Genomic DNA, 17,861 nt, shown 5'->3' on the forward strand with positions numbered 1-17,861 from the left:
TTATTTGACCCACCGCTTTCGCAGCCTCGCTAAAGCTCGACAGCTCCCACAGGGGATCGGCGGTGTATGTGGAATCACGCTTTGCAGGGCCACCGCGCCAAACACAACTCCCGACAACAACACCGCTCAAAATGTGGGAGCTGTCGAGCCCCAGCGAGGCTGCGATGGCGGCGGCACAGGCAACACTTTCATCGCCTGAACCACCGCTTTCGCAGCCTCGCTAAAGCTCGACAGCTCCCACAGGAGATGAGCAGGCCTGACTAACCCAGGCTGATCGACTTCCACGCCGCTTCAGCCAGCAGTTCGCGGTATTCAAATGGACTCTTTTTGACCTTCGCCGACAACCACGCACGCGAGTAACTTTCCGCCGCGCCGATAATCAACGAGGGAATCAGTTCTGCCGGCAAGTGGCTGAAATGCTCCTTGCGCCCTTCCCCGCTCATCCATTCCTTCAACTGCTGGTTGCGCTGTTTGTTGCGTGCAAGCAGCTCTTCCTTGAACGGGCCGCTGGACACGGCAAAGCGGCTTTGGAACACAAACCGCGCCCAATCCGGCTGTTCAGTCACCCATTCAACATAGCTGTACACCAGCCCGACGACGCCCGCGTGGGCGGTATCCGCCGCTTGCAGATAGTGGTCACGCAGGCTGGCCTGGTCCTCCAGCGCCGCAAAAAACAGCGCAGCGACCAGGCCCTCTTTATTGCCGAAGTGGTGATAGATAGCGCCCACGCTGGTGTCGCAGCGCGCGCGAATGGTTTCGATAGAGGTCGCCTCGATGCCCACCTCGTTAAAACACGCCAGTGCTTCGCGCAGGATGATGCGCTTGAGGTCGCTGCGCCTGCCGGGGAAGGTGCGCTCGATAAGATCGGTGGAGTGCATGGAAGAGGGCCAAATCAAAACAGTTTATAGGCTGAGCGCCCGGCAGAGAAAGCTCAGGTTGACAGACATGGAATTTACAGAATATTGTTCCGTTACAGAATATTATTCTGTAACTGACCCCTGAGGATACTTCGATGAGCCAAGCCCTGAGAATGTTCAATAGCGTAGGCCCCGCCGCATTCAGTAACCTGGCCTGCCAGATGGCCCCCTACTTCAGCACCATCACGCCTCAGATCGCGGAGCTCAAACCCAACCATGCGGTGGTCACTGTGCCGTTTCGCAAGGAAATCACCAATCACCTGGCCTCCGTGCACGCCATCGCGCTGTGCAACGCCGCCGAACTGGCCGGTGGCATGATGACCGACGCGTCGATCCCCGCAGGCGCACGCTGGATACCCAAGGGCATGACTGTGGAATACCTGGCCAAGGCGAAAACCGATATCCGCGCCGTGGCCGATGGCAGCGCGATCGACTGGCAAACCGCGGGGGACAAGATCGTCCCGGTAGAGGTGTTCGATGCGGACGGCATCAAGGTATTCACCGCCCACATCACCATGAATGTGAAACTCGCTTAGGTACTCGCTCGTTCAGTGCCCCGCCACCGCGCAGGCAGGCCAGCTCACTCACCCGGTGAAATGCACAGCCTGCCTCTACCCTACCGACTCCACAGCCCGCAACTTCACCACATCAAGCATGACCGTAAACCGCTGCTGCTCACGAATCACCTCAATCTGCCAGCCCAGCTTTGCGCATAACTCGCGCATCAACTGCAACCCCAGCCCATAGCCAAAATCATCGGACTCCTGCTGCGGCCCTGTCTCCCTGATGTGATTGGCAATCATCAGCCGCGGGTATTTGAAGCGGATTTCCACGGTGCCTTCTTCGGCGTATTGCAGCGCATTGCGCAGGAAGTTGCCGATCACAATGCGGCAGGCGGTAGGAGGCAATCGGCAAGGGCCGTCGTGGATGTAGATGCTCAGCTCAATATCCCGGTTACCGATCAGGTAGCGGTGTTTTTCAATCAGCTCGCCCACCAGCTCGCTCAGGTCAACGTCTTCTTCCGGCAGCGGCTCGGGACGCTCGCGGCTCATCCACAGCAATGTCTCGGCGATCAGTTGCATGTTCATCACCGAACGTTCTATGCGCTGCAATGAGGGTGGCAGCGCACCGCCCGATTGCAGGGCCAACAATTCGATGGTGGCCTTGAGCACCGCCAGGGGCGTGCGCAGTTCATGGCTGGTGTAACGCAACAAGCGGCCTTCTCGTTCGCTGGCGGCCTGCACCTGCTCAACACTTTTGGCCAGGGCATCGGCCAGCATATTGAACTCCTTGAAGCTGAAACCCGGCCGTGAGCCAGTCAGTGCCTCAGGGTCTTTGAGTGTGCCGGACCATTGCACCAGGCGCCCCAGCGGCCGAACCAGCCACCAGACCAGCAAGGCGATGATGATCAGCGCCGGCACGAATACCGCCAGGCTGATGAACTTGACACTCTCTATGACCTGATCGAAATAGGCGTCAGACAACGGCGTCTCCACCTCCCCGCCTGCTTCCTTATCGTGGTCGATGTCGTACATGTAGAGGGTTTTGCCGTCACCCAGGGGCTGTTCGAGGATGATCTGGAACGGCTCGTCGTCGTCATCGGAATAGAGATCGCCGAAGATATTCACCGCGCCGAAGGACAGGCTCGGCGATGTCGTGAGCAACTCGCGCACGTCCTGCGGCAACGCCTCCTTGCCGATGACGCTGGTATAGAAGTAATTGTGCGGCGTCGGCGTGGTCGGGTCCTGTTTGTAGTGCCGGAGAAAATACTGAGCCTCCTCCTCCATCATCGCGCTGGCGGTGTAGAACAGGCCGCGCACGGTGAATTCAGGCAGCAGCTTGCTGTAGATCACCAGCACCACCGCAATCAGGCACAGGAAACTGCCGCTGATCACCCACTTCAAGCTCAGGCCGTTACGCATGGGGTTTTACCTGAATACCGACACCCGCCAGGGTATGGATCAATGGCCGGCCAAACGGTTTGTCTACCGCCTTGCGCAGCCGGTGCATATGCACTTTGAGGGTATTGCTGTCGGGCGGCTCATCGCCCCAGATTTTGCTTTCCAACCGCTCCCTGGGAACAGGCTCGGGACTGGCACGCATCAGGTGCTCCAGCAAGGCCCAGCAGATGGGTGACAGATGCAGCTCCTGCCCTGCCCGGCTGACTTTGCGGGTGGTCAGCTCCATGACCAGGTCGTCCACTTGCAGGCGGCTGGTCTGGCCGCTGCGCCGCAGGCTCAAGGCGCGAATCCGCGCCACCAGTTCGGCGAGTTCGAACGGTTTGACTAAGTAGTCGTCGGCGCCCGCGGCAAAACTGGCGAGCTTGTCGGGCAACGCATCCAGCGAGGTCAGCATCAGGATGGGGGTCTGGATGCCTTGCTGGCGCAACCCTGCGCACACCTGCTGGCCGTCCAGTCGAGGCAGCATGATGTCTAGCAGAATGACGTCGTAATGCTGGTTGAGCGCCAGGTTGAGCCCGGCCTGGCCATTGCTGGCATGGTCGCAGACGATGCCGCTGATCTCCAGGTACTCGATGACGGTGGTGGCCAGGTCCAGGTTGTCCTCGACCAGCAGCAGATGAATATGCACGGAAAAAACCCCTCGGGCAGGCAGTGCGCAGCGGTGTGAAGGATAGCGGAAGTCGGGCGCTTTCCCCTGATGTTTACCTGACGTTAACCCCGTGCTGCTTAGGCTAAGGCTCTTCTTATCCAGAGCTCGTCACCGTCATGAACCTGTATTCGATGATCAAAGGGGTGCTGTTAGCCGTGATTTTCCTCGCGCTGATGGTGGGCATCCTTCCACAGCAAACGCAGTTGGTACGCATGGGAGGCAATGGCTGGTTTCTGGTTGGCCAGAACGTTGAGCAGACAGGGTCGTGTGATGTCGCCCGTGCGTCGTGATGAGATTGGCGCCAGCTATACCGGCCAGTTGGTCGCCTGCGTGGTGCTGGTTATTGGTGTGGCGGTTTCGATGGGTATCTATATCGCGCGCTTGAATGCGCACCTCGATGAGCAACGCGACCTGTCCTCGGTGTATCTGCCCGACTGCCCTGACGGCCGCGGTGGTTTTATGGTCTATCCCGATGACAGGCGCAGCGGTGACCAGTGCTACACCGCCGGTGAGGATGAATCGATGGAGGTCGATGAGGCGCAGCGGCTATCAGGCTCGAACCTGGCGCAATGGTTCGACTACCTCCTGCCTGCAATTCAAACCCCGAGCAGGCTCTAGATCCGTTCAGTGACCTCTGTAGGAGCGAGCTTGCTCGCGAAAAACGTCAACGATAACGCGTGCTCCCTGAATGAACGCGGCGCCTATGAGTTTTTCGCGAGCAAGCTCGCTCCTACGAGCCTATTGCGGCCGCCAACATCACGTTGCTCGGGATTGGCGGGGCGTTTTGGGGGCTGCTGATTGGGTTGGCGGCGTACGTCGTGCTTAATGGGCGGTTGCCGCGTCGGGAGCTTGATACTCGTGAGAACGCGGCTAACTGAGGCTCCACGACCTGGGCTCAAACCCTGCCCGCCTACCACGCAAACGCTTCGATATGACATTCGGTCATGTCTATACACGCCTTCCGACAAAGAAAACAGAACATGGCTACGTAAACAGACGCCCGTTGCGCACGGAAATCCGCAGGCAATCTCTGCAAGATCAAGCTCCAACTGATCGGAGGGAAAATGGCGTGTGCACGATATAGATCGTCACAGCCGATCATCCTGCCTGATCGTCCATTCATCGCTTTTTTATACATATAAAATATGCATAATGAAAACTTTCATGGTTCAATTCGATAACGCCAAAAACATCGCTAATCAGCGCAAGCATAAAGGCGTAAGCCTTGCTGATGCCGAACCGGTGTTTTACGACGAGGCAGCCCTGGCCATGCAAGATCACGATCACGGAGAAGAACGCTGGGTGATCATGGGCACCGACGCAAACGGAGTATCTGGAGGTTTGAGCCATGAAAGACGAATACGACTTCAGTAACGCCAAGCGCGGCGCCATCGCCAGCAACAAAGGCAAAACCCGTATCACGATCATGCTGGACGATGCTGTGATCGAAGCCGCCCGTGAACGTGCCCAGAGTGCAGGCACCGGCTATCAGACCGTGATCAACAATCTACTGCGACAGGCATTGGTTTCCCAGGACACCTATAACCTAGCGCCAGCCTCGAAGAAGCAAGCCAAAACCTTGCAAGTCCTCAACAATGGCATCAGCGTCTCAGAGGTCGAAGCGTTGGAACAGCAGTTGATAGCGCTCGCTGGAGAATTGAATCGAATGCTTGTTAATCCACTGCCTGCCAAATCAAAAAGCAAACCTGTCTGAATCGAAGGGCTAGAGTTTGCTTCTTGCGAATCGCGCCATGCAGGCCAAATCCAAGGCAAAAAAAGCCTGCATCTCTGCAGCGCGCCTTCCGAGCAAGAGTCTCTCCCCGGTATCCTGGCTGAGCCAGACGCTACCAAGGCGGCCAGGAAAAAATTCCGTTTTGTGGAAATTGTTTCTATCAGGTCGATGTAATTCATAGGAAATGAAAGCCATGTACTTCAAGTTCATCACTCTGCTCGCACTCGCATTGCTCACTGGCTGCACGACAATCCCCTACGAAAAACCGCAAGACCGGTTGAACATCCAGAAAGATCTGTCTTTAAAACCTGAGGAAATCGTCACAATGACCCAGGTGAATTGGTGCGCCTACGCCTATGGAGAAGTGACGCCTTGCCACCCTCAGGAAGCGCTGGGGGTTCAGACTCGCACGAAATTGATATTGGCCAGTTACGACAAGCCCCACTACAAAACAATGGTTGAAGTACAAGCCAGCGACGTCATGTGCGCGCACTTACAAACGCCGGTAGATACCGCTCCAAATCTGTTTTTGTTCACCCAAGACTACGCCGTGCAGATTTGGCCAGTAGAGCCGAGTTTTAAACCGGATATCGCGAAGAAAAAGCTCATTGTGGAAACCCTGCTCCAACCAGGAAAGCGAACCTTGGTGGGCACTGAAAAGGATTATGTAAGGGACACGGGGCGAGGGAGAGCGGGGATGACGATGACCTCCATCGTAAACCTGGTCAATCCTTGTTCGATTTGAAGGGTAACCGTCCGGCTCCCCCACCTTAAGCGTCTACCGAACACATCTTGCACTAGTCCGTCTTGGTGCGGAGTCAGCCTATGAGCCAAGGTTAGTGCGCGGTGAACCAGTTGGGGTGTAGCACCGGAAAATGCTCCCTCAGCCAATCCACAAATGCCTCGACCTGAGGCGCAAGATGCGTTCTGCTTGGATAAAGCACGGAAACCAGACGAGGCTTTGGACGAAATGCCTTGAGCACCTCAACCAGTTCTCCGCTTGCGAGGAATGTCTCAACGGCAATTCCAGGCGCTTGAACAATGCCGAAGCCTGCAACACCGCATTGAACGTAGGCATTCGACTCATTCACGGTGATTCCACCCCGAGGCGTATGTGGACGATCTTCGCCGTCTACCGAGAAGTGCCAAGGCAGCGGTCTGTTATTTTGACCGGAAAGGAAGCTGACACATTGGTGGTCTACTAGATCTTGTAGGGTTATGGGTGCACCGCAGGCTTGGAGATAACCTGCAGACGCACAGGTCACCATGGTGGCGGTGCCAATTTCTCTAGCCACCATGCTTGAATCCGGGAGGTCACCAATGCGCAATACACAGTCGATGCCCTCGGCTACGAGTTCTACCGTACGGTCGGTCACGCCTAGCGCAAGCTCGATGTCGGGAAATGCCTCGGTAAATCTCCTGAGGCTTTCCATGAAACTGTGCTGGGAAAATGCAGTGGGGATGTCAATTCGAAGCCGCCCACGCAACGTCGACCCACTACGGTCGAACATGGAAGTGGTTTCTGCGATGGTTGCCAAAATCTCTTTGACGCGTTCGTAAAACCGCTCGCCCTCAGCAGTCAGTTTTACTTTACGCGTAGTGCGCTGGAACAGACGAACACCCAGCGAGGCTTCCAAATCCTGAATGGTGCGTGTGACGTGAGGGCGCCCGGCCTGCATTGCCTCAGCGACTTTGGTGAAGCTCCCCAGCTCCGCTAGCTTGGCGAATACTTGCATCGACTGTAGAAGCTCCATAAGTCTCTTCTCGTGAAGCGTGTTAACGGGATGATTGTTGCTGATCAGGATAACAATCCTGTTGGTTTCTGCACATTTATCTAGAGCCGCGAAACCTCAACAATGTCCTCAGCGTAAAGGAGGAGCGTTCCTCCCCTGCACATTCAAAATTGTTGGAGACAGAAAATGAAAGCGTGGCTTCTGAAAGATTTCGGCTTGGATAATCTGGTGCAGGGCGAAACGGAACCCCCCGCGCCCCAAGCGGGTTAGCTGCTGGTAAAAGTAGGCGCCGTATCACTCAATTTCCGGGACAAGGCCATCGTTGACGGCATCTATGAACCGCACATGGTGCCCAAGCCGCTGATCCCCATCAGCGATGCGGCGGGGACTGTCGTGGCAGTAGGTGAAGGTGTCAGCCGCTTTGCTATCGGAGATCGGGTCAACTCACACCTCTACTCACGTTGGTTGGACGGCATGCCTGGGCCAGATGAACCCAACTACTGCTTCGGCTCGCCATTGCCTGGTGGTCTGGCGCAATACATGATCATCCATGAAGACAGCGCAGTACGTGCCCCCGACAACATGTCAGATGAGGAAGCAGCGACCCTTCCCATTGCGGCTCTGACGGCGTGGTATGCGCTCGTCGATTATGGCCAGATCGAGGCCGGCCAAACCGTCTTGGTTCAGGGATCTGGAGGTGTTTCTGTGTTTGCAGCACAAATTGCTACGGCTTTGGGAGCCAAGGTTATCGTCACCTCCAGCCGTGATGACAATCTTGAAGCTGTAAAAAAACTGGGCGCGGTTGCGGGTGTGAATTATCGCACTACCCCTGAGTGGGCAGAGGAAGTTTTGAAACTCACTGACGGCAAGGGAGTGGATCTCCTGCTGGATGTGGCAGGCCGTGACGGCATCAATCAATCGATTGCTGCAACAAAGGCAGGTGGACGTATCGCACAGATCGGCTTTCTGACAGGCCAGACCTCTGCCTTGAACCTGATGCCTATGATTTTCCGGCAAACAACGATCCGCGGCATAGCCGTTGCTCCACGCTCGTCATTTGACCGAATGAACGAATTCATGAATGAGCACAAGATTCGCCCGGTCATCGACCACGTGTATCCGTTCGATCAAGCACGCGAAGCGTACGAACATTTGGCCAGAGGCGCCTTTGGCAAGGTAGTAATCAAAATCGCGTAGGACCGGGCCGCTTCAATCTCACTCGCCCGCTGCGACGGCAGGCGCGTGAGCACGGCCTTCAAATAAGCATGCGGATCATGCCCTCCGCCCTTCTCCAGCCCACTCAAGATTAATCAAAAGTGACAAATTCATAAATTCTCCAAAGCTCTCAGGCGCTGATAGTCCTATACACTCAGCCTACTCACGCACGCTGCCAGTCGATTGACACTGAGACGCTGATAGCCGAAAATTGGACCCAATAGCGCCCGATCCTCTGGGGCTGGCTCGTCCAGCTCTATGTTCGGGCCTTCTTGTTTATGGAACATGGCAGTTGCAACAGCTCTCGCCACCGAAGCCCTTTCGGACTTACCCAGACCTCGTTGCGTTACTGATTGAACGCGGTATGGGCATTGCCAACCCAGCCCGTTCGGAACGCAAACTTGCTCAGGTAGGCTACTACCGTCTGAGTGGTTACTGGTTCCCGGCGCGGGATTTTGTACGAGACAACTTGCAGAATGTTGTGCTCTGCGATGTGACCCAAAAGCCCCTTCGACAAAACTCCTTCCTTCCCGATACCACATTCGACGACGCGTTTAGCCTTTACCTTTTCGACAAAAAGTTGCGCCAATTAATGCTTGATGCCATCGAGCGAATCGAGATCCACGTTCGAACTGTCACTGCCCATGAAGTCGGGTATTACGGGGCGTTGGCCTATACGGATCCCAGTTTCATCGTCCCAAAGCAGACCCAAAACTGGACGGATAGAAGCAAAAGGCAACGCAACACTTGGCTAGAGTGGCTTGAAAGACAAAACGGTCTAGTTGCCCGCAGCCAAGAGGACTGCATTGAGTGGCACAAACGAAATCGCAAGGCGATTCCTTTCTGGGTAGCCATTGAGGCCTGGGACTTCGGTACGCTCTCCAAGTACTACGAGATACTCAAGGGCAACCACCAAAACCGTATCGCACAGCGCCTGGGCGTCTCGAACACCAGGACACTCAAGCTTTGGCTGCAAGAAATTAACACTCTTAGAAATCGCTGCGCACATCACAGTCGTATTTGGAATCAGGTATCAGCGAATGCGCTTCCTGATCTTCCTGCAGAGCCTTACTTCCAAACGTTGAAGTTGGATCACAGTGCACTCACCCGTCTTTACGGACAGATCGCTATCATCTGGTTCCTGGTACAACGTATCGGACCAAGCTCAGACTGGATCCGACATGTTGCGTATGTCATAGATTCCAAACCTAACCTTCCTGGGTGCCCGTTCGGGTCCCTCGGGCTTCCTTCTGAAGATGGTTTTCCGCGGCATTTGTTCGGCATCTGAAATCCCGTCTTTACCGTCCGGTGTCAGCAATAACAAGCACCATCACGCGCCTCAGGCGCTATCACTGCGCATAGCGTTACATCGATCTAACCAAACACGCCCAGTACACGGCTCAAATGATCCCGGAAACACTAGTCGTTGAGATGCGCGAGGAAGCGAAGATCCCGCAAGAACGATTAGCCGCAGATTCAGCAGCTTTTTCTCGTCCTTATTTGTGAGCTGGCACGATCTGCCCGGTCCGAGAAGTTGGCTGCAACGGATATAAACGACTACGCGCAAACCTTGTAGGCCTGCACGTAGCTTACCGATTGGCGGCACGCAACCAGGTTCACAGATGCCGTGCCCCCCCCCCTCATCCGTCAGATAGCCTCAGGTAAGTTCTGAGCCTTTTCCGGCGGCTTGATTGAGCCGATGTACACCGCGAAGATAGTCAGTAGCGCGCCGGCGATCTGTAGCGAGGAGCTTGCCTTGCCGAGAAAAGCGACGTCGATGAAGTAAGTGATCACCGGTTCGAGCAGCAGGATCAGTCCGGCCAGCCCCAGGCTGAGGGCGCCGATCGAACGATTGACCAGCAACCAACCGACGAATTGCACCAGTACCCCGTAAATCACCAGCATCACCAAGGTTTGTCCGTCCACAATGGCCAGGCTTTCCCCGGTCGCCAGCGCGTATACCAGCAATACCAGGGCTGCCCACAGACTCAAGTTGAGCATCTGCGCAATTTTGTCACCGCCACCATCAGGCAGCTGAGTATTGAGCTTCAGGAAGTACACGCAAATGGCATACGCCAGCCCCGACAGCACCCCATACACCACGCCTTTGATCCCGACTCCGCTGGTCATTTCCGGCAACAGCAACAGGTACAGCCCGACGAAGGCCAGCGAGATGGAAATCAGGAAGTAGATCGAGGGCTTTTCCTTCAACAGGTACAGCCCCAGCAAGGTCATGAAGAACACCTGGCAGTTGGTCAGGATCGATCCGATGCCCGGACCAACGATGTAGATGCTCTGATGCCACAGCACCAGGTCGATCGCCAGAAATACTCCGGCCAGTGCAGTGTAGAGCTGGGCCTTGGCGCTTTTGAGTCGCACCGGCGTCTTGCGCACCTTGAGGAGCAGGAAGAACAGGATCGAGGCGATCAGCATCCGATAGAATCCGGCACCACCGGCGCCGATATGGGCGAAAGCCACCGCCAGTGCTGACAGGCTGAGCATCAGCCCGCCGATGGTCAACTCGATGATTGCCCGGTTGTTATTAGTCGACATGGGAGACCTCATTGGTAAAGCGCAACGTATCTGTATCCGTGTCCGATTCGCTGGACGAGGGGTATTCCAGTACCTGCTGCATGGCCTCAAAAATACTCGCCAGTCCGGTCTGCAGGGTTTCTGCGTCGATGGTCAGGGCCGGCATCAACTTGAGCACCTGATCTTGCGGGCCGCAGCGCTCGATGATCAATCGGCGCGTAAAGCACGCGCGCGTGACCGCGGCGGTCAATGACGCATCGTAGAACTCGATGCCATAAAACAGCCCGCGCCCACGCACCTGCTTGATATGCACAGCGAAGCGCTCGGTGACCTTGGCGAACCAGGACTTCAGGAGTGTTTCATTGGCCTGGATGTGCTTGACCAGACGGTCATCGCTCCAGAATTCCTGCAAGGTTTTGGTCGCGGCGACGAAGGCCAGGGTGTTGCCACGGAAGGTGCCGTTGTCTTCGCCGGGCGACCATTGATCCAGCTCTGGACGATGCAGCAGCAGGGCGAACGGCAGTCCGTAACCACTGAGGGATTTCGACAGGCAGACCATGTCCGGGGTGATACCGGACGGCTCGAAACTGAAGAAGGTCCCGGTGCGGCCGCAACCGGCCTGGATATCATCGATGATCAGCAGGATGTCGTGCTCAGCCGTCAGTTTGCGCAAGCGCACCAGCCAGTCGGCGGACGCTACGTTGATCCCGCCTTCGCCCTGAATGGTTTCCAGAATCACCGCCGCCGGAAGATCCATGCCAGAGCTGTTGTCGTTCAGCAAACGTTCGAAATACTCGACGGAATCCAGACCTTTTAGGTAACCGTCGTAGGGCATGCGGAACACATAGGGATCGACGCCAGGTTGGCGATTATCGCGGTTTCCGGTCAGCCCCAGCGAGGTGTTCGACATCCCGTGAAAGCCATTGGTGAACGCGACGATGTGCTGCCGCCCGGTGACCTTGCGCGCCAGTTTGATGGCCGACTCCACCACGCTGGTGCCCGTGGGCGAGGTGAACTGCATTTTGTAAGACAGCGCCCGTGGCTCAAGAATGATCTTGCGCAAGTTGAAGAGAAACTCCTGCTTGGCCCGGCTGTGCATGTCCAGCGCCGCCTGGATCCCGTCACGTTGCAAGTAGTCGATTACCGCTGCCTTGACCGGTTTAGGGTTGTGACCATAGTTGACCGAGCCGGCGCAACTTAGAAAGTCGATGTAGGCCTGCCCCTTGAGGTCGTACAGATAGCTGCCCTGAGCCTGGTCGAAGACCACGGGGAAACTGCGGCAATAACTTCGCGCCTGGGACTCGACCTCGGCAAATATACCCAACTCATCCATTCCTGAAATTTCCATTTACGGCCTACTCATATAAGGGGTCGAGGTGCGTGCGATCAAAGGCGACTCAGGCGATTTTTTCTGCGGCGTCTTCCAGCCCCAGTTGTTCGCTCAACGACGTGAAAATTTCCCGGGCCCGCAGCGACAACAGGCTGAAGGAGCCTGCATCGCCGTAGCCGTGGGACGACTCGCACAAACCGTTGAGGTAAAGCGCCGGTAAGTTGCAGCCTGCGCGCGCAGACAGGCGATAATCACGTCCGATGCGAATCACGCCCTGGGCATCACAGTCCAGGCTTTCGGCCAGGTCGCGCAGAATGGAGGGGAAATGTTCGTCTTGGGCGCCGGTGCCCAGGTTGCGGAATCCGGTAGCCAGCACGACAGCGTCCAACTCAGGCAGTTGTTCGGTGGTCCCGGCCTGGGTGTCGAGTAGCGTCAGCGAGTAGCTGTGGCCGGTGGCTGTGCAAGCCTGGATGTCACTGAAACTCTTGATGGTGGTTCTGTTTTTACCCTGCAACTTGTCTTCATACATGCCTACATACAACTCCGAGATCACGTCGGCGTCGGCAGCGGAGTAGTTGGTGTAATGCAAGTGGCGGTTGATGTTCTTCTTCGCTTCGGCGGAACTGTTGTAGTACTGGTCAACAAAGGACGGGAAGTACACATGCTCGCTGAACTGGCTGGTGTCCTTGAGGCGGAAACCGTAGCCGCGCTGGATGTTGATGATCTCGAGGTGTGGGTAGCTATGGCGCAGGTGCAGCATGATCTCGATCGCACTCTGGCTGCCGCCTACTACCGCGACCCGCTTCAACTCGCGCTGTTGCGCTAGTTGCGCCAACCGCCCGAGGTACTGGGTCAAATGGAAAACCTGGTCGGCGGCGCAGTCGGTGAATGCCTGCGGGATCACGGGTGTCCGCCCGGGTGCGACGACCAGCGAGCGGGCAAAAAACTTGCTCCCGGTTTGCGTAGTCACGCAATACAGGTTGCTGACAGGGTCTGCCTGAATCGATGTCACGGCCTGGTTGTAAACCACGTCCTTGGCAAAGAAACCCGCGACCCAGCGCACGTACTCGGCGAATTCGCTGCGCAGCGGAAACTCCAAACCAAGATTGAGGTGCTCGAAAAGCCGATCATTTTCGAACAGGAAGTTGGTGAAGGTGTAGCGGCTGCGCGGGTTGCGTGGCGTCACCAGATCGCGGCTCGGATGATTCTGGATATCGCTGCCCGACAGCATCATCTGCGGTTGCCATTTCGTACTGCCCTGGCGCTCCAGGAACAGGCGTGTTCCGGCAAAGCCTAATTCTTCCAAGGCAATGGCCAAGGCGATGTTCGCGGGCCCAAAACCTATACCGATGACATCGTAGACTTGCCCGTCACGCCCTGAATCACTGGTATTAACGTTATGAACGCTCACAGCTTTATCCCCATTTATTACAAAAGTCAGACTCAGCAAAGCAGAAAAGCCCCTGAGGTCTTTCCTGCATGCGGTCAACAAAAGTTGTTTGTCGTTATCTTTAATCGATATCGGTAGTGCTGTTCTTTAAACTTCTTGTGCCGCCAGCTTCAACCATTGTTGTACCGGTGCATACGCCAGGATGTTGTCGACATATCCCTGCACTTGTGCCGGTATGGCAATGCCATAACGACGGAAACGAAATACCACCGGAACAAACATGGCATCGACAATGCCGAAGTCGCCGCAGAGGAACTGCTTCGAACCGCTCAGCGCGCGCAGGTTGTTCCAGATATCGAACACGCGCATGACTTCTTCACGCGTCTGGGCGGTAAGCGTTTCAGGGGTATCACCGGTGTTCAGGCCGAACGACATCTGTGTGCGCAGGTGCGTGAAGCCGGAGTGCATCTCCGCCGCTGCGGCGCGCGCGAGTGCTTTGACCTGCGGGTCCTGGGGCCAGAGGTTGGCGCCAGGATAGGCGTCGGCAACGTATTCGCTGATGGCCAGGCTGTCGTTGATCACTATGCCATTGAGTAACAGTGCCGGGACTCGGCCAGAAGGCGAGTGTTCGAGGATTTGCTGGCGGGTGTCGCTCTGTTCCAGTTTCAGCTGAAGGGTTTCAAACGAAACGTCGGCTGTCACAAGAACCAGCCACGCACGAAATGACCATGACGACTTATTAAAATCCCCAATTACCAGTTTTGTAGACATCGCATCCCCTAGCTTGTTTTATGAAATAGATGCTAAATTTAGCGACCTTTTTTTCATACGTATTGCACAAAACTGGACAATGGATGGACGGGATTCGCAGTGAAAAAGCCCCTCAAAAAGATAAGGATTTTGTTCAATTCTGGCGTATACCCGAAGGCGACTGCGAGTTGCTATCTGCGCGTTATAGCACCCAATCTTTCGGCCGACATTCACATGACAGATACGCTATCGGCGTTATAAGTAGCGGTGTTGAAAAGCTATTTTATCGCGGCAGTTACTACATGGGTGTCGCTGGCAGTGTGGTCACCATTACCCCTGGGGAGATCCACGACGGCTTGCCAGGCCACGATGAGGGCTGGATGTATCGAATGCTCTATATCGACCCCGAGTGGGTCAATCGTGCGGTGTTTCAAGGGCGCTTTTCAGAGGATCATATTCATCTTTTTCAAACAGCTCTGAGCCAGGCCCCCGACTTCGCCCGCATCTTTTTGCATCAGCATCAACTCATTGAAAAATCCCCACCCAGCCTTGAGCGGGAAACTATCCTTCTGGATCTGGTGACAGAGCTTTTCGAGCGCAGCGGAGCGCCCATCGAACCAGTCAGTGCGGCTGAGCAGCACGCCGTGCAAAAGATCAAGAAGAAGCTCGAAGACGAGTTCGACAAACATCTGTCGCTGGAAGAGCTGGCGCAACTGGTGAACCTCGACCCTCTTTACCTGATCCGGGTGTTCAAAAAAAGCGTTGGCATCTCCCCCCACAGCTATCAAATCCAGAAAAGAATCGCCCAGGTCCAAAAACTGCTGCGCACCGGGTCCAGTCTCGCAGAAGCGTCATTCACTTGCGGCTTCTTCGATCAAAGCCACATGACCCGGGCCTTCAAAAAAGTAGTCGGCATTACACCGGGCAGTTTCCGTAACAGCAGTGCCTGAGCCTGTAAGTGCCATCTTGGATGTTGATCTTGCCGTAGTGCTCGGCCTCACGTTTTAAGCGCGTTAAGCCGGCCAAAAAATGGCCTCGCGCAGCCGCATGCCGGTGGCTCACTTGCGCAGAAGCGGGCGGGTGGAGACTGCATTGGCTGACGAAACCGTAACCGGCCAGCAAACACACCTTTCTGACCCCACCGCCAAAGGCGATGGTGTCCACCTATTTAAGTGGACACCACTTCTAGCCTTTTAAGAGGGTCTTTCATGCAGCCACAACGCCGTTCCTATTCCAGGTCGTTCAAGGCCCAAGTCATTCAAGAGTGCGCCCAACCTGGGGCCTCGATTGCCAACGTTGCGCTGAGCCACAGCCTCAACGCGAACCTCGTCCACAAGTGGATTCGGCTGCAAACGCAGAAAAGCATGGCGCTGCATCCCGCTTTTGTTTCACTGCCCATGCCACTCGCCAGCACTGAGTCGCAATCGGCATCATCGACTATCAGCGTTGAGATCCAGCATCCGCGCGGCACCGTTAAAGTGAACTGGCCAACTGAAAGTGCTGCTGCCTGTGCAACCTTTCTTCGAGACCTGTTGCGATGATTCGTATCGACGCCATCTGGCTCGCCACTGAGCCCATGGACATGCGCGCCGGCACTGACACAGCGCTGGCGCGGGTGGTGGCCGTGTTCGGTGCGGCGCAGCCGCACTGTGCTTATCTGTTTGCCAACCGCCGCGCCAATCGCATGAAAGTGCTGGTGCACGATGGGTTGGGCATCTGGCTGGCGGCGCGCCGACTGCATCAAGGCAAATTTTTCTGGCCGGGATCTCGGCACGGCTCGCAGATGGAATTGGGTGCCGAACAACTGCATGCCCTGGTGCTGGGTTTACCTTGGCAAAGAGTTGGGCAAAACAGTGCGATTACCCTGATGTAATCACTGCCATGGCCAGCGTCGCCGTGCAATTGTCCGATGAGCCTATCGTCAGTGTTGGCCTGTTCTGACAAAATCGGCGGCATGACTTTGCTTCCTGATTTCGACCAATTAAACCCTGAACAACTGCGCGCTATCGCCGCGCAGCTGATGCAGCGTGTCGAGACTCTCGATCAAAAAGTCGAGTCCATGGACAAGCAGATCCATCACTACAAAACGGTCAACGACAAGCTGACCCACGAGATCGCACAGCTCAAGCGTTTCAAGTTTGCCAAGCGCAGCGAGCAGCTAAATCCGTATCAAACCAGCCTGCTCGATGACGTGATCGATGCCGATATCGCGGCCATCGAAGCCGAGCTTGAGACGTTGCAACCCGCTCCAGCCCCGACCGTGGCTCGGCAAAAACCTAAACGCACCGCCTTGCCGCCCGAGTTTCCACGCACGCCCATCCATCACGAACCGGACAACACTCACTGCCAATGCGGCTGCGCCCTCAAGCGTATCGGCGAGGATGTCAGCGAGAAACTCGACTACACGCCCGGCGTGTTCACGGTTGAACAACACATCCGTGGCAAGTGGGTCTGTGAGGACTGCGAGACCCTGATCCAGGCACCTGTTCCTGCGCAGGTCATCGATAAAGGCATCCCCACAGCAGGTTTGCTGGCTCAAGTGATGATCGCCAAATACGGTGATCATTTGCCACTGTACCGTCAGGAAAAGATCTTTGGCCGGGCCGGCCTCGCCATCCCGCGCTCGACCTTGGCGCAGTGGGTCGGCACTTGCGGTGTGCAACTGCAACCACTGGTTGATGCTCTGCGCGAAGTGGTGCTTGGACACAACGTGGTGCACGCCGATGAAACGCCGGTACAGGTGCTCATGCCTGGCTCGAAGAAAACCCATCGGGCCTACGTCTGGGCCTATGCAACCACCGCGTCTGCCGATATCCGCGCAGTGGTGTACGACTTCAGCCCCAGCCGCTCGGGCGAACATGCACGCAACTTCCTGCAAGACTGGAAGGGCAAGCTGGTCTGCGATGATTTTGGTGGTTACAAAGCCAGTTTTGCACTCGGTGTCACTGAAATCGGCTGCATGGCCCATGCGCGGCGTAAGTTCTTCGACCTGCACGCCACGAACAAAAGCACGCTCGCCGAGCAAGCTCTGCGCTATATCCAGTTGCTGTACGAAATCGAAAGTGAAATCCGCGATTTGGAGCCCGATGTACGGCGACGAATACGACAAGAAAAAGCCGTCCCCGTGATGAACATGCTGCACACTTGGATGATCGCCCAGCGCGAGCTGGTACACGAGGGTGTGGCCATCGCCAAGGCCCTGGATTACAGCCTGAAACGCTGGACGGCGTTGTCACGTTATCTGGATGACGGCGCGGTGCCTATTGATAACAACCACATCGAGCAGCAAATCCGGCCATGGGCGCTCGGACGCAAGAACTGGCTCTTTGCAGGGTCGTTACGCAGCGGACAACGCGCGGCTGCGCTGATGAGTTTGATCCAATCGGCCAAGCTTAACGGGCATGATCCGTATGCTTATCTCAAGGATGTGCTGATGCGGCTGCCGACGCAGCGCGCCAGTGAGATCGCCGAGTTGTTGCCGCATAACTGGCTGCCGTTACGCAACCTGTAATGCCCGTTCGCTTACACGAAACCGGCGCCGCGAGATCCTGAGTCGGGTGAAGGCCGTGAAGCGATGACCGGGCCATGCCTGACTGTCAGTCAGGTGCACTCCATTGCGTGGGCTGCAGCCCCCTTATCTGTATCGCCGTTG

General features: G+C 56.2%; 19 protein-coding genes and 4 pseudogenes. 13 read left to right on the forward strand and 10 right to left on the reverse strand.

Going from position 1 to position 17,861, the window contains the following annotated elements; translation table 11 throughout:
- Nucleotides 1–260 precede the first annotated feature (260 nt).
- Entirely contained in the window at nt 261–878 is a 618-nt protein-coding gene (locus ACWHXD_RS20795) for a TetR/AcrR family transcriptional regulator (RefSeq protein ID WP_138762968.1), read from the reverse strand.
- Nucleotides 879–1,012: 134 nt separating this feature from the next.
- Between ACWHXD_RS20795 and ACWHXD_RS20800 the strand changes: the two genes are divergently transcribed.
- Nucleotides 1,013–1,453, forward strand: a complete 441-nt coding sequence (locus ACWHXD_RS20800) for a hotdog fold domain-containing protein (RefSeq protein WP_499084633.1) — start codon at nt 1,013–1,015, stop codon at nt 1,451–1,453.
- 75 nt (nt 1,454–1,528) lie between these two features.
- Here the strand turns inward: ACWHXD_RS20800 and ACWHXD_RS20805 are convergent, their stop codons facing one another.
- Nucleotides 1,529–2,839: a sensor histidine kinase gene (locus ACWHXD_RS20805; RefSeq protein WP_138762969.1), complete on the reverse strand. Its 1,311-nt coding sequence runs from the start codon at nt 2,837–2,839 to the stop codon at nt 1,529–1,531.
- A complete protein-coding gene (locus tag ACWHXD_RS20810; RefSeq protein ID WP_098950791.1) occupies nt 2,832–3,506 on the reverse strand; it encodes a response regulator transcription factor in 675 nt (224 codons plus the stop codon). Before ACWHXD_RS20810 ends, ACWHXD_RS20805 begins: the two co-directional genes overlap by 8 nt.
- A gap of 137 nt (nt 3,507–3,643) precedes the next feature.
- Between ACWHXD_RS20810 and ACWHXD_RS20815 the strand changes: the two genes are divergently transcribed.
- The 6 genes and pseudogenes from ACWHXD_RS20815 to ACWHXD_RS20840 all read left to right on the forward strand — a co-directional run bounded on the left by ACWHXD_RS20815 (nt 3,644) and on the right by ACWHXD_RS20840 (nt 6,004).
- On the forward strand, nt 3,644–3,817 hold the full coding sequence (locus ACWHXD_RS20815; RefSeq protein WP_164692209.1) for a hypothetical protein: 174 nt from the start codon (nt 3,644–3,646) through the stop codon (nt 3,815–3,817).
- On the forward strand, nt 3,798–4,145 hold the full coding sequence (locus tag ACWHXD_RS20820; RefSeq protein WP_032896065.1) for a hypothetical protein: 348 nt from the start codon (nt 3,798–3,800) through the stop codon (nt 4,143–4,145). Before ACWHXD_RS20815 ends, ACWHXD_RS20820 begins: the two co-directional genes overlap by 20 nt.
- 125 nt (nt 4,146–4,270) lie before the next feature.
- A pseudogene (locus tag ACWHXD_RS20825) lies at nt 4,271–4,405 on the forward strand (benzoate transporter); the annotation flags it as partial.
- 286 nt (nt 4,406–4,691) lie between these two features.
- Nucleotides 4,692–4,901, forward strand: a complete 210-nt coding sequence (locus ACWHXD_RS20830; protein ID WP_098950790.1) for a BrnT family toxin — start codon at nt 4,692–4,694, stop codon at nt 4,899–4,901.
- A complete protein-coding gene (locus ACWHXD_RS20835; protein WP_032896063.1) occupies nt 4,876–5,241 on the forward strand; it encodes a BrnA antitoxin family protein in 366 nt (121 codons plus the stop codon). The genes ACWHXD_RS20830 and ACWHXD_RS20835 overlap by 26 nt, the downstream gene beginning before the upstream one ends.
- Before the next feature lie 211 nt (nt 5,242–5,452).
- Complete coding sequence (locus ACWHXD_RS20840) at nt 5,453–6,004, forward strand: hypothetical protein (RefSeq protein WP_032896061.1); 552 nt, start codon at nt 5,453–5,455, stop codon at nt 6,002–6,004.
- Nucleotides 6,005–6,095: 91 nt separating this feature from the next.
- Here the strand turns inward: ACWHXD_RS20840 and ACWHXD_RS20845 are convergent, their stop codons facing one another.
- Nucleotides 6,096–6,995 (reverse strand): LysR family transcriptional regulator, encoded by a 900-nt coding sequence (locus ACWHXD_RS20845; RefSeq protein ID WP_098952639.1) that lies wholly within the window; start codon nt 6,993–6,995, stop codon nt 6,096–6,098.
- Between the two features lie 183 nt (nt 6,996–7,178).
- On the opposite strand from ACWHXD_RS20845, the pseudogene ACWHXD_RS20850 reads away from it, so the two are divergent.
- Nucleotides 7,179–8,189: pseudogene (locus ACWHXD_RS20850) on the forward strand (zinc-dependent alcohol dehydrogenase family protein).
- Here ACWHXD_RS20850 and ACWHXD_RS20855 read toward each other — a convergent pair.
- Nucleotides 8,120–8,272 (reverse strand): annotated as a pseudogene (locus ACWHXD_RS20855) (transposase domain-containing protein); the annotation flags it as partial. The pseudogenes ACWHXD_RS20850 and ACWHXD_RS20855 sit on opposite strands and share 70 nt — an antisense overlap.
- Before the next feature lie 299 nt (nt 8,273–8,571).
- Between ACWHXD_RS20855 and ACWHXD_RS20860 the strand changes: the two are divergent.
- On the forward strand, nt 8,572–9,495 hold the full coding sequence (locus ACWHXD_RS20860) for an Abi family protein (RefSeq protein WP_222615078.1): 924 nt from the start codon (nt 8,572–8,574) through the stop codon (nt 9,493–9,495).
- A gap of 359 nt (nt 9,496–9,854) precedes the next feature.
- Here ACWHXD_RS20860 and ACWHXD_RS20865 read toward each other — a convergent pair whose 3' ends face one another.
- From ACWHXD_RS20865 to ACWHXD_RS20880, 4 genes are all read right to left on the reverse strand, one after another.
- Nucleotides 9,855–10,760 carry a DMT family transporter gene (locus tag ACWHXD_RS20865; RefSeq protein ID WP_032896059.1) on the reverse strand — a complete coding sequence of 302 codons (906 nt, stop codon included), beginning with the start codon at nt 10,758–10,760 and terminating at the stop codon, nt 9,855–9,857.
- Nucleotides 10,750–12,087, reverse strand: a complete 1,338-nt coding sequence (gene ectB / locus ACWHXD_RS20870) for a diaminobutyrate--2-oxoglutarate transaminase (protein WP_238344582.1) — start codon at nt 12,085–12,087, stop codon at nt 10,750–10,752. The genes ACWHXD_RS20865 and ectB overlap by 11 nt, the downstream gene beginning before the upstream one ends.
- A gap of 49 nt (nt 12,088–12,136) precedes the next feature.
- On the reverse strand, nt 12,137–13,480 hold the full coding sequence (locus ACWHXD_RS20875; RefSeq protein ID WP_138762971.1) for a SidA/IucD/PvdA family monooxygenase: 1,344 nt from the start codon (nt 13,478–13,480) through the stop codon (nt 12,137–12,139).
- A gap of 126 nt (nt 13,481–13,606) precedes the next feature.
- A complete protein-coding gene (locus ACWHXD_RS20880; RefSeq protein WP_138762972.1) occupies nt 13,607–14,230 on the reverse strand; it encodes a glutathione S-transferase family protein in 624 nt (207 codons plus the stop codon).
- Between the two features lie 83 nt (nt 14,231–14,313).
- On the opposite strand from ACWHXD_RS20880, the gene ACWHXD_RS20885 reads away from it, so the two are divergent.
- Nucleotides 14,314–15,159, forward strand: a complete 846-nt coding sequence (locus tag ACWHXD_RS20885; protein ID WP_032896055.1) for a helix-turn-helix domain-containing protein — start codon at nt 14,314–14,316, stop codon at nt 15,157–15,159.
- A 7-nt stretch (nt 15,160–15,166) separates the two neighbouring features.
- Here ACWHXD_RS20885 and ACWHXD_RS20890 read toward each other — a convergent pair.
- A pseudogene (locus ACWHXD_RS20890) lies at nt 15,167–15,267 on the reverse strand (integrase domain-containing protein); the annotation flags it as partial.
- 150 nt (nt 15,268–15,417) lie between these two features.
- On the opposite strand from ACWHXD_RS20890, the gene tnpA reads away from it, so the two are divergent.
- The 3 genes from tnpA (at nt 15,418) to tnpC (ending at nt 17,720) form a co-directional block, all read left to right on the forward strand.
- Nucleotides 15,418–15,750, forward strand: a complete 333-nt coding sequence (gene tnpA / locus ACWHXD_RS20895) for an IS66-like element accessory protein TnpA (protein WP_019818068.1) — start codon at nt 15,418–15,420, stop codon at nt 15,748–15,750.
- Complete coding sequence (gene tnpB, locus ACWHXD_RS20900; RefSeq protein WP_019719038.1) at nt 15,747–16,082, forward strand: IS66 family insertion sequence element accessory protein TnpB; 336 nt, start codon at nt 15,747–15,749, stop codon at nt 16,080–16,082. The genes tnpA and tnpB overlap by 4 nt, the downstream gene beginning before the upstream one ends.
- An 81-nt stretch (nt 16,083–16,163) precedes the next feature.
- Nucleotides 16,164–17,720 (forward strand): IS66 family transposase, encoded by a 1,557-nt coding sequence (gene tnpC, locus ACWHXD_RS20905; protein ID WP_019818069.1) that lies wholly within the window; start codon nt 16,164–16,166, stop codon nt 17,718–17,720.
- The last annotated feature ends 141 nt before the right edge of the window (nt 17,721–17,861 follow it).

It is taken from the genome of Pseudomonas fjordensis, from assembly GCF_976987115.1.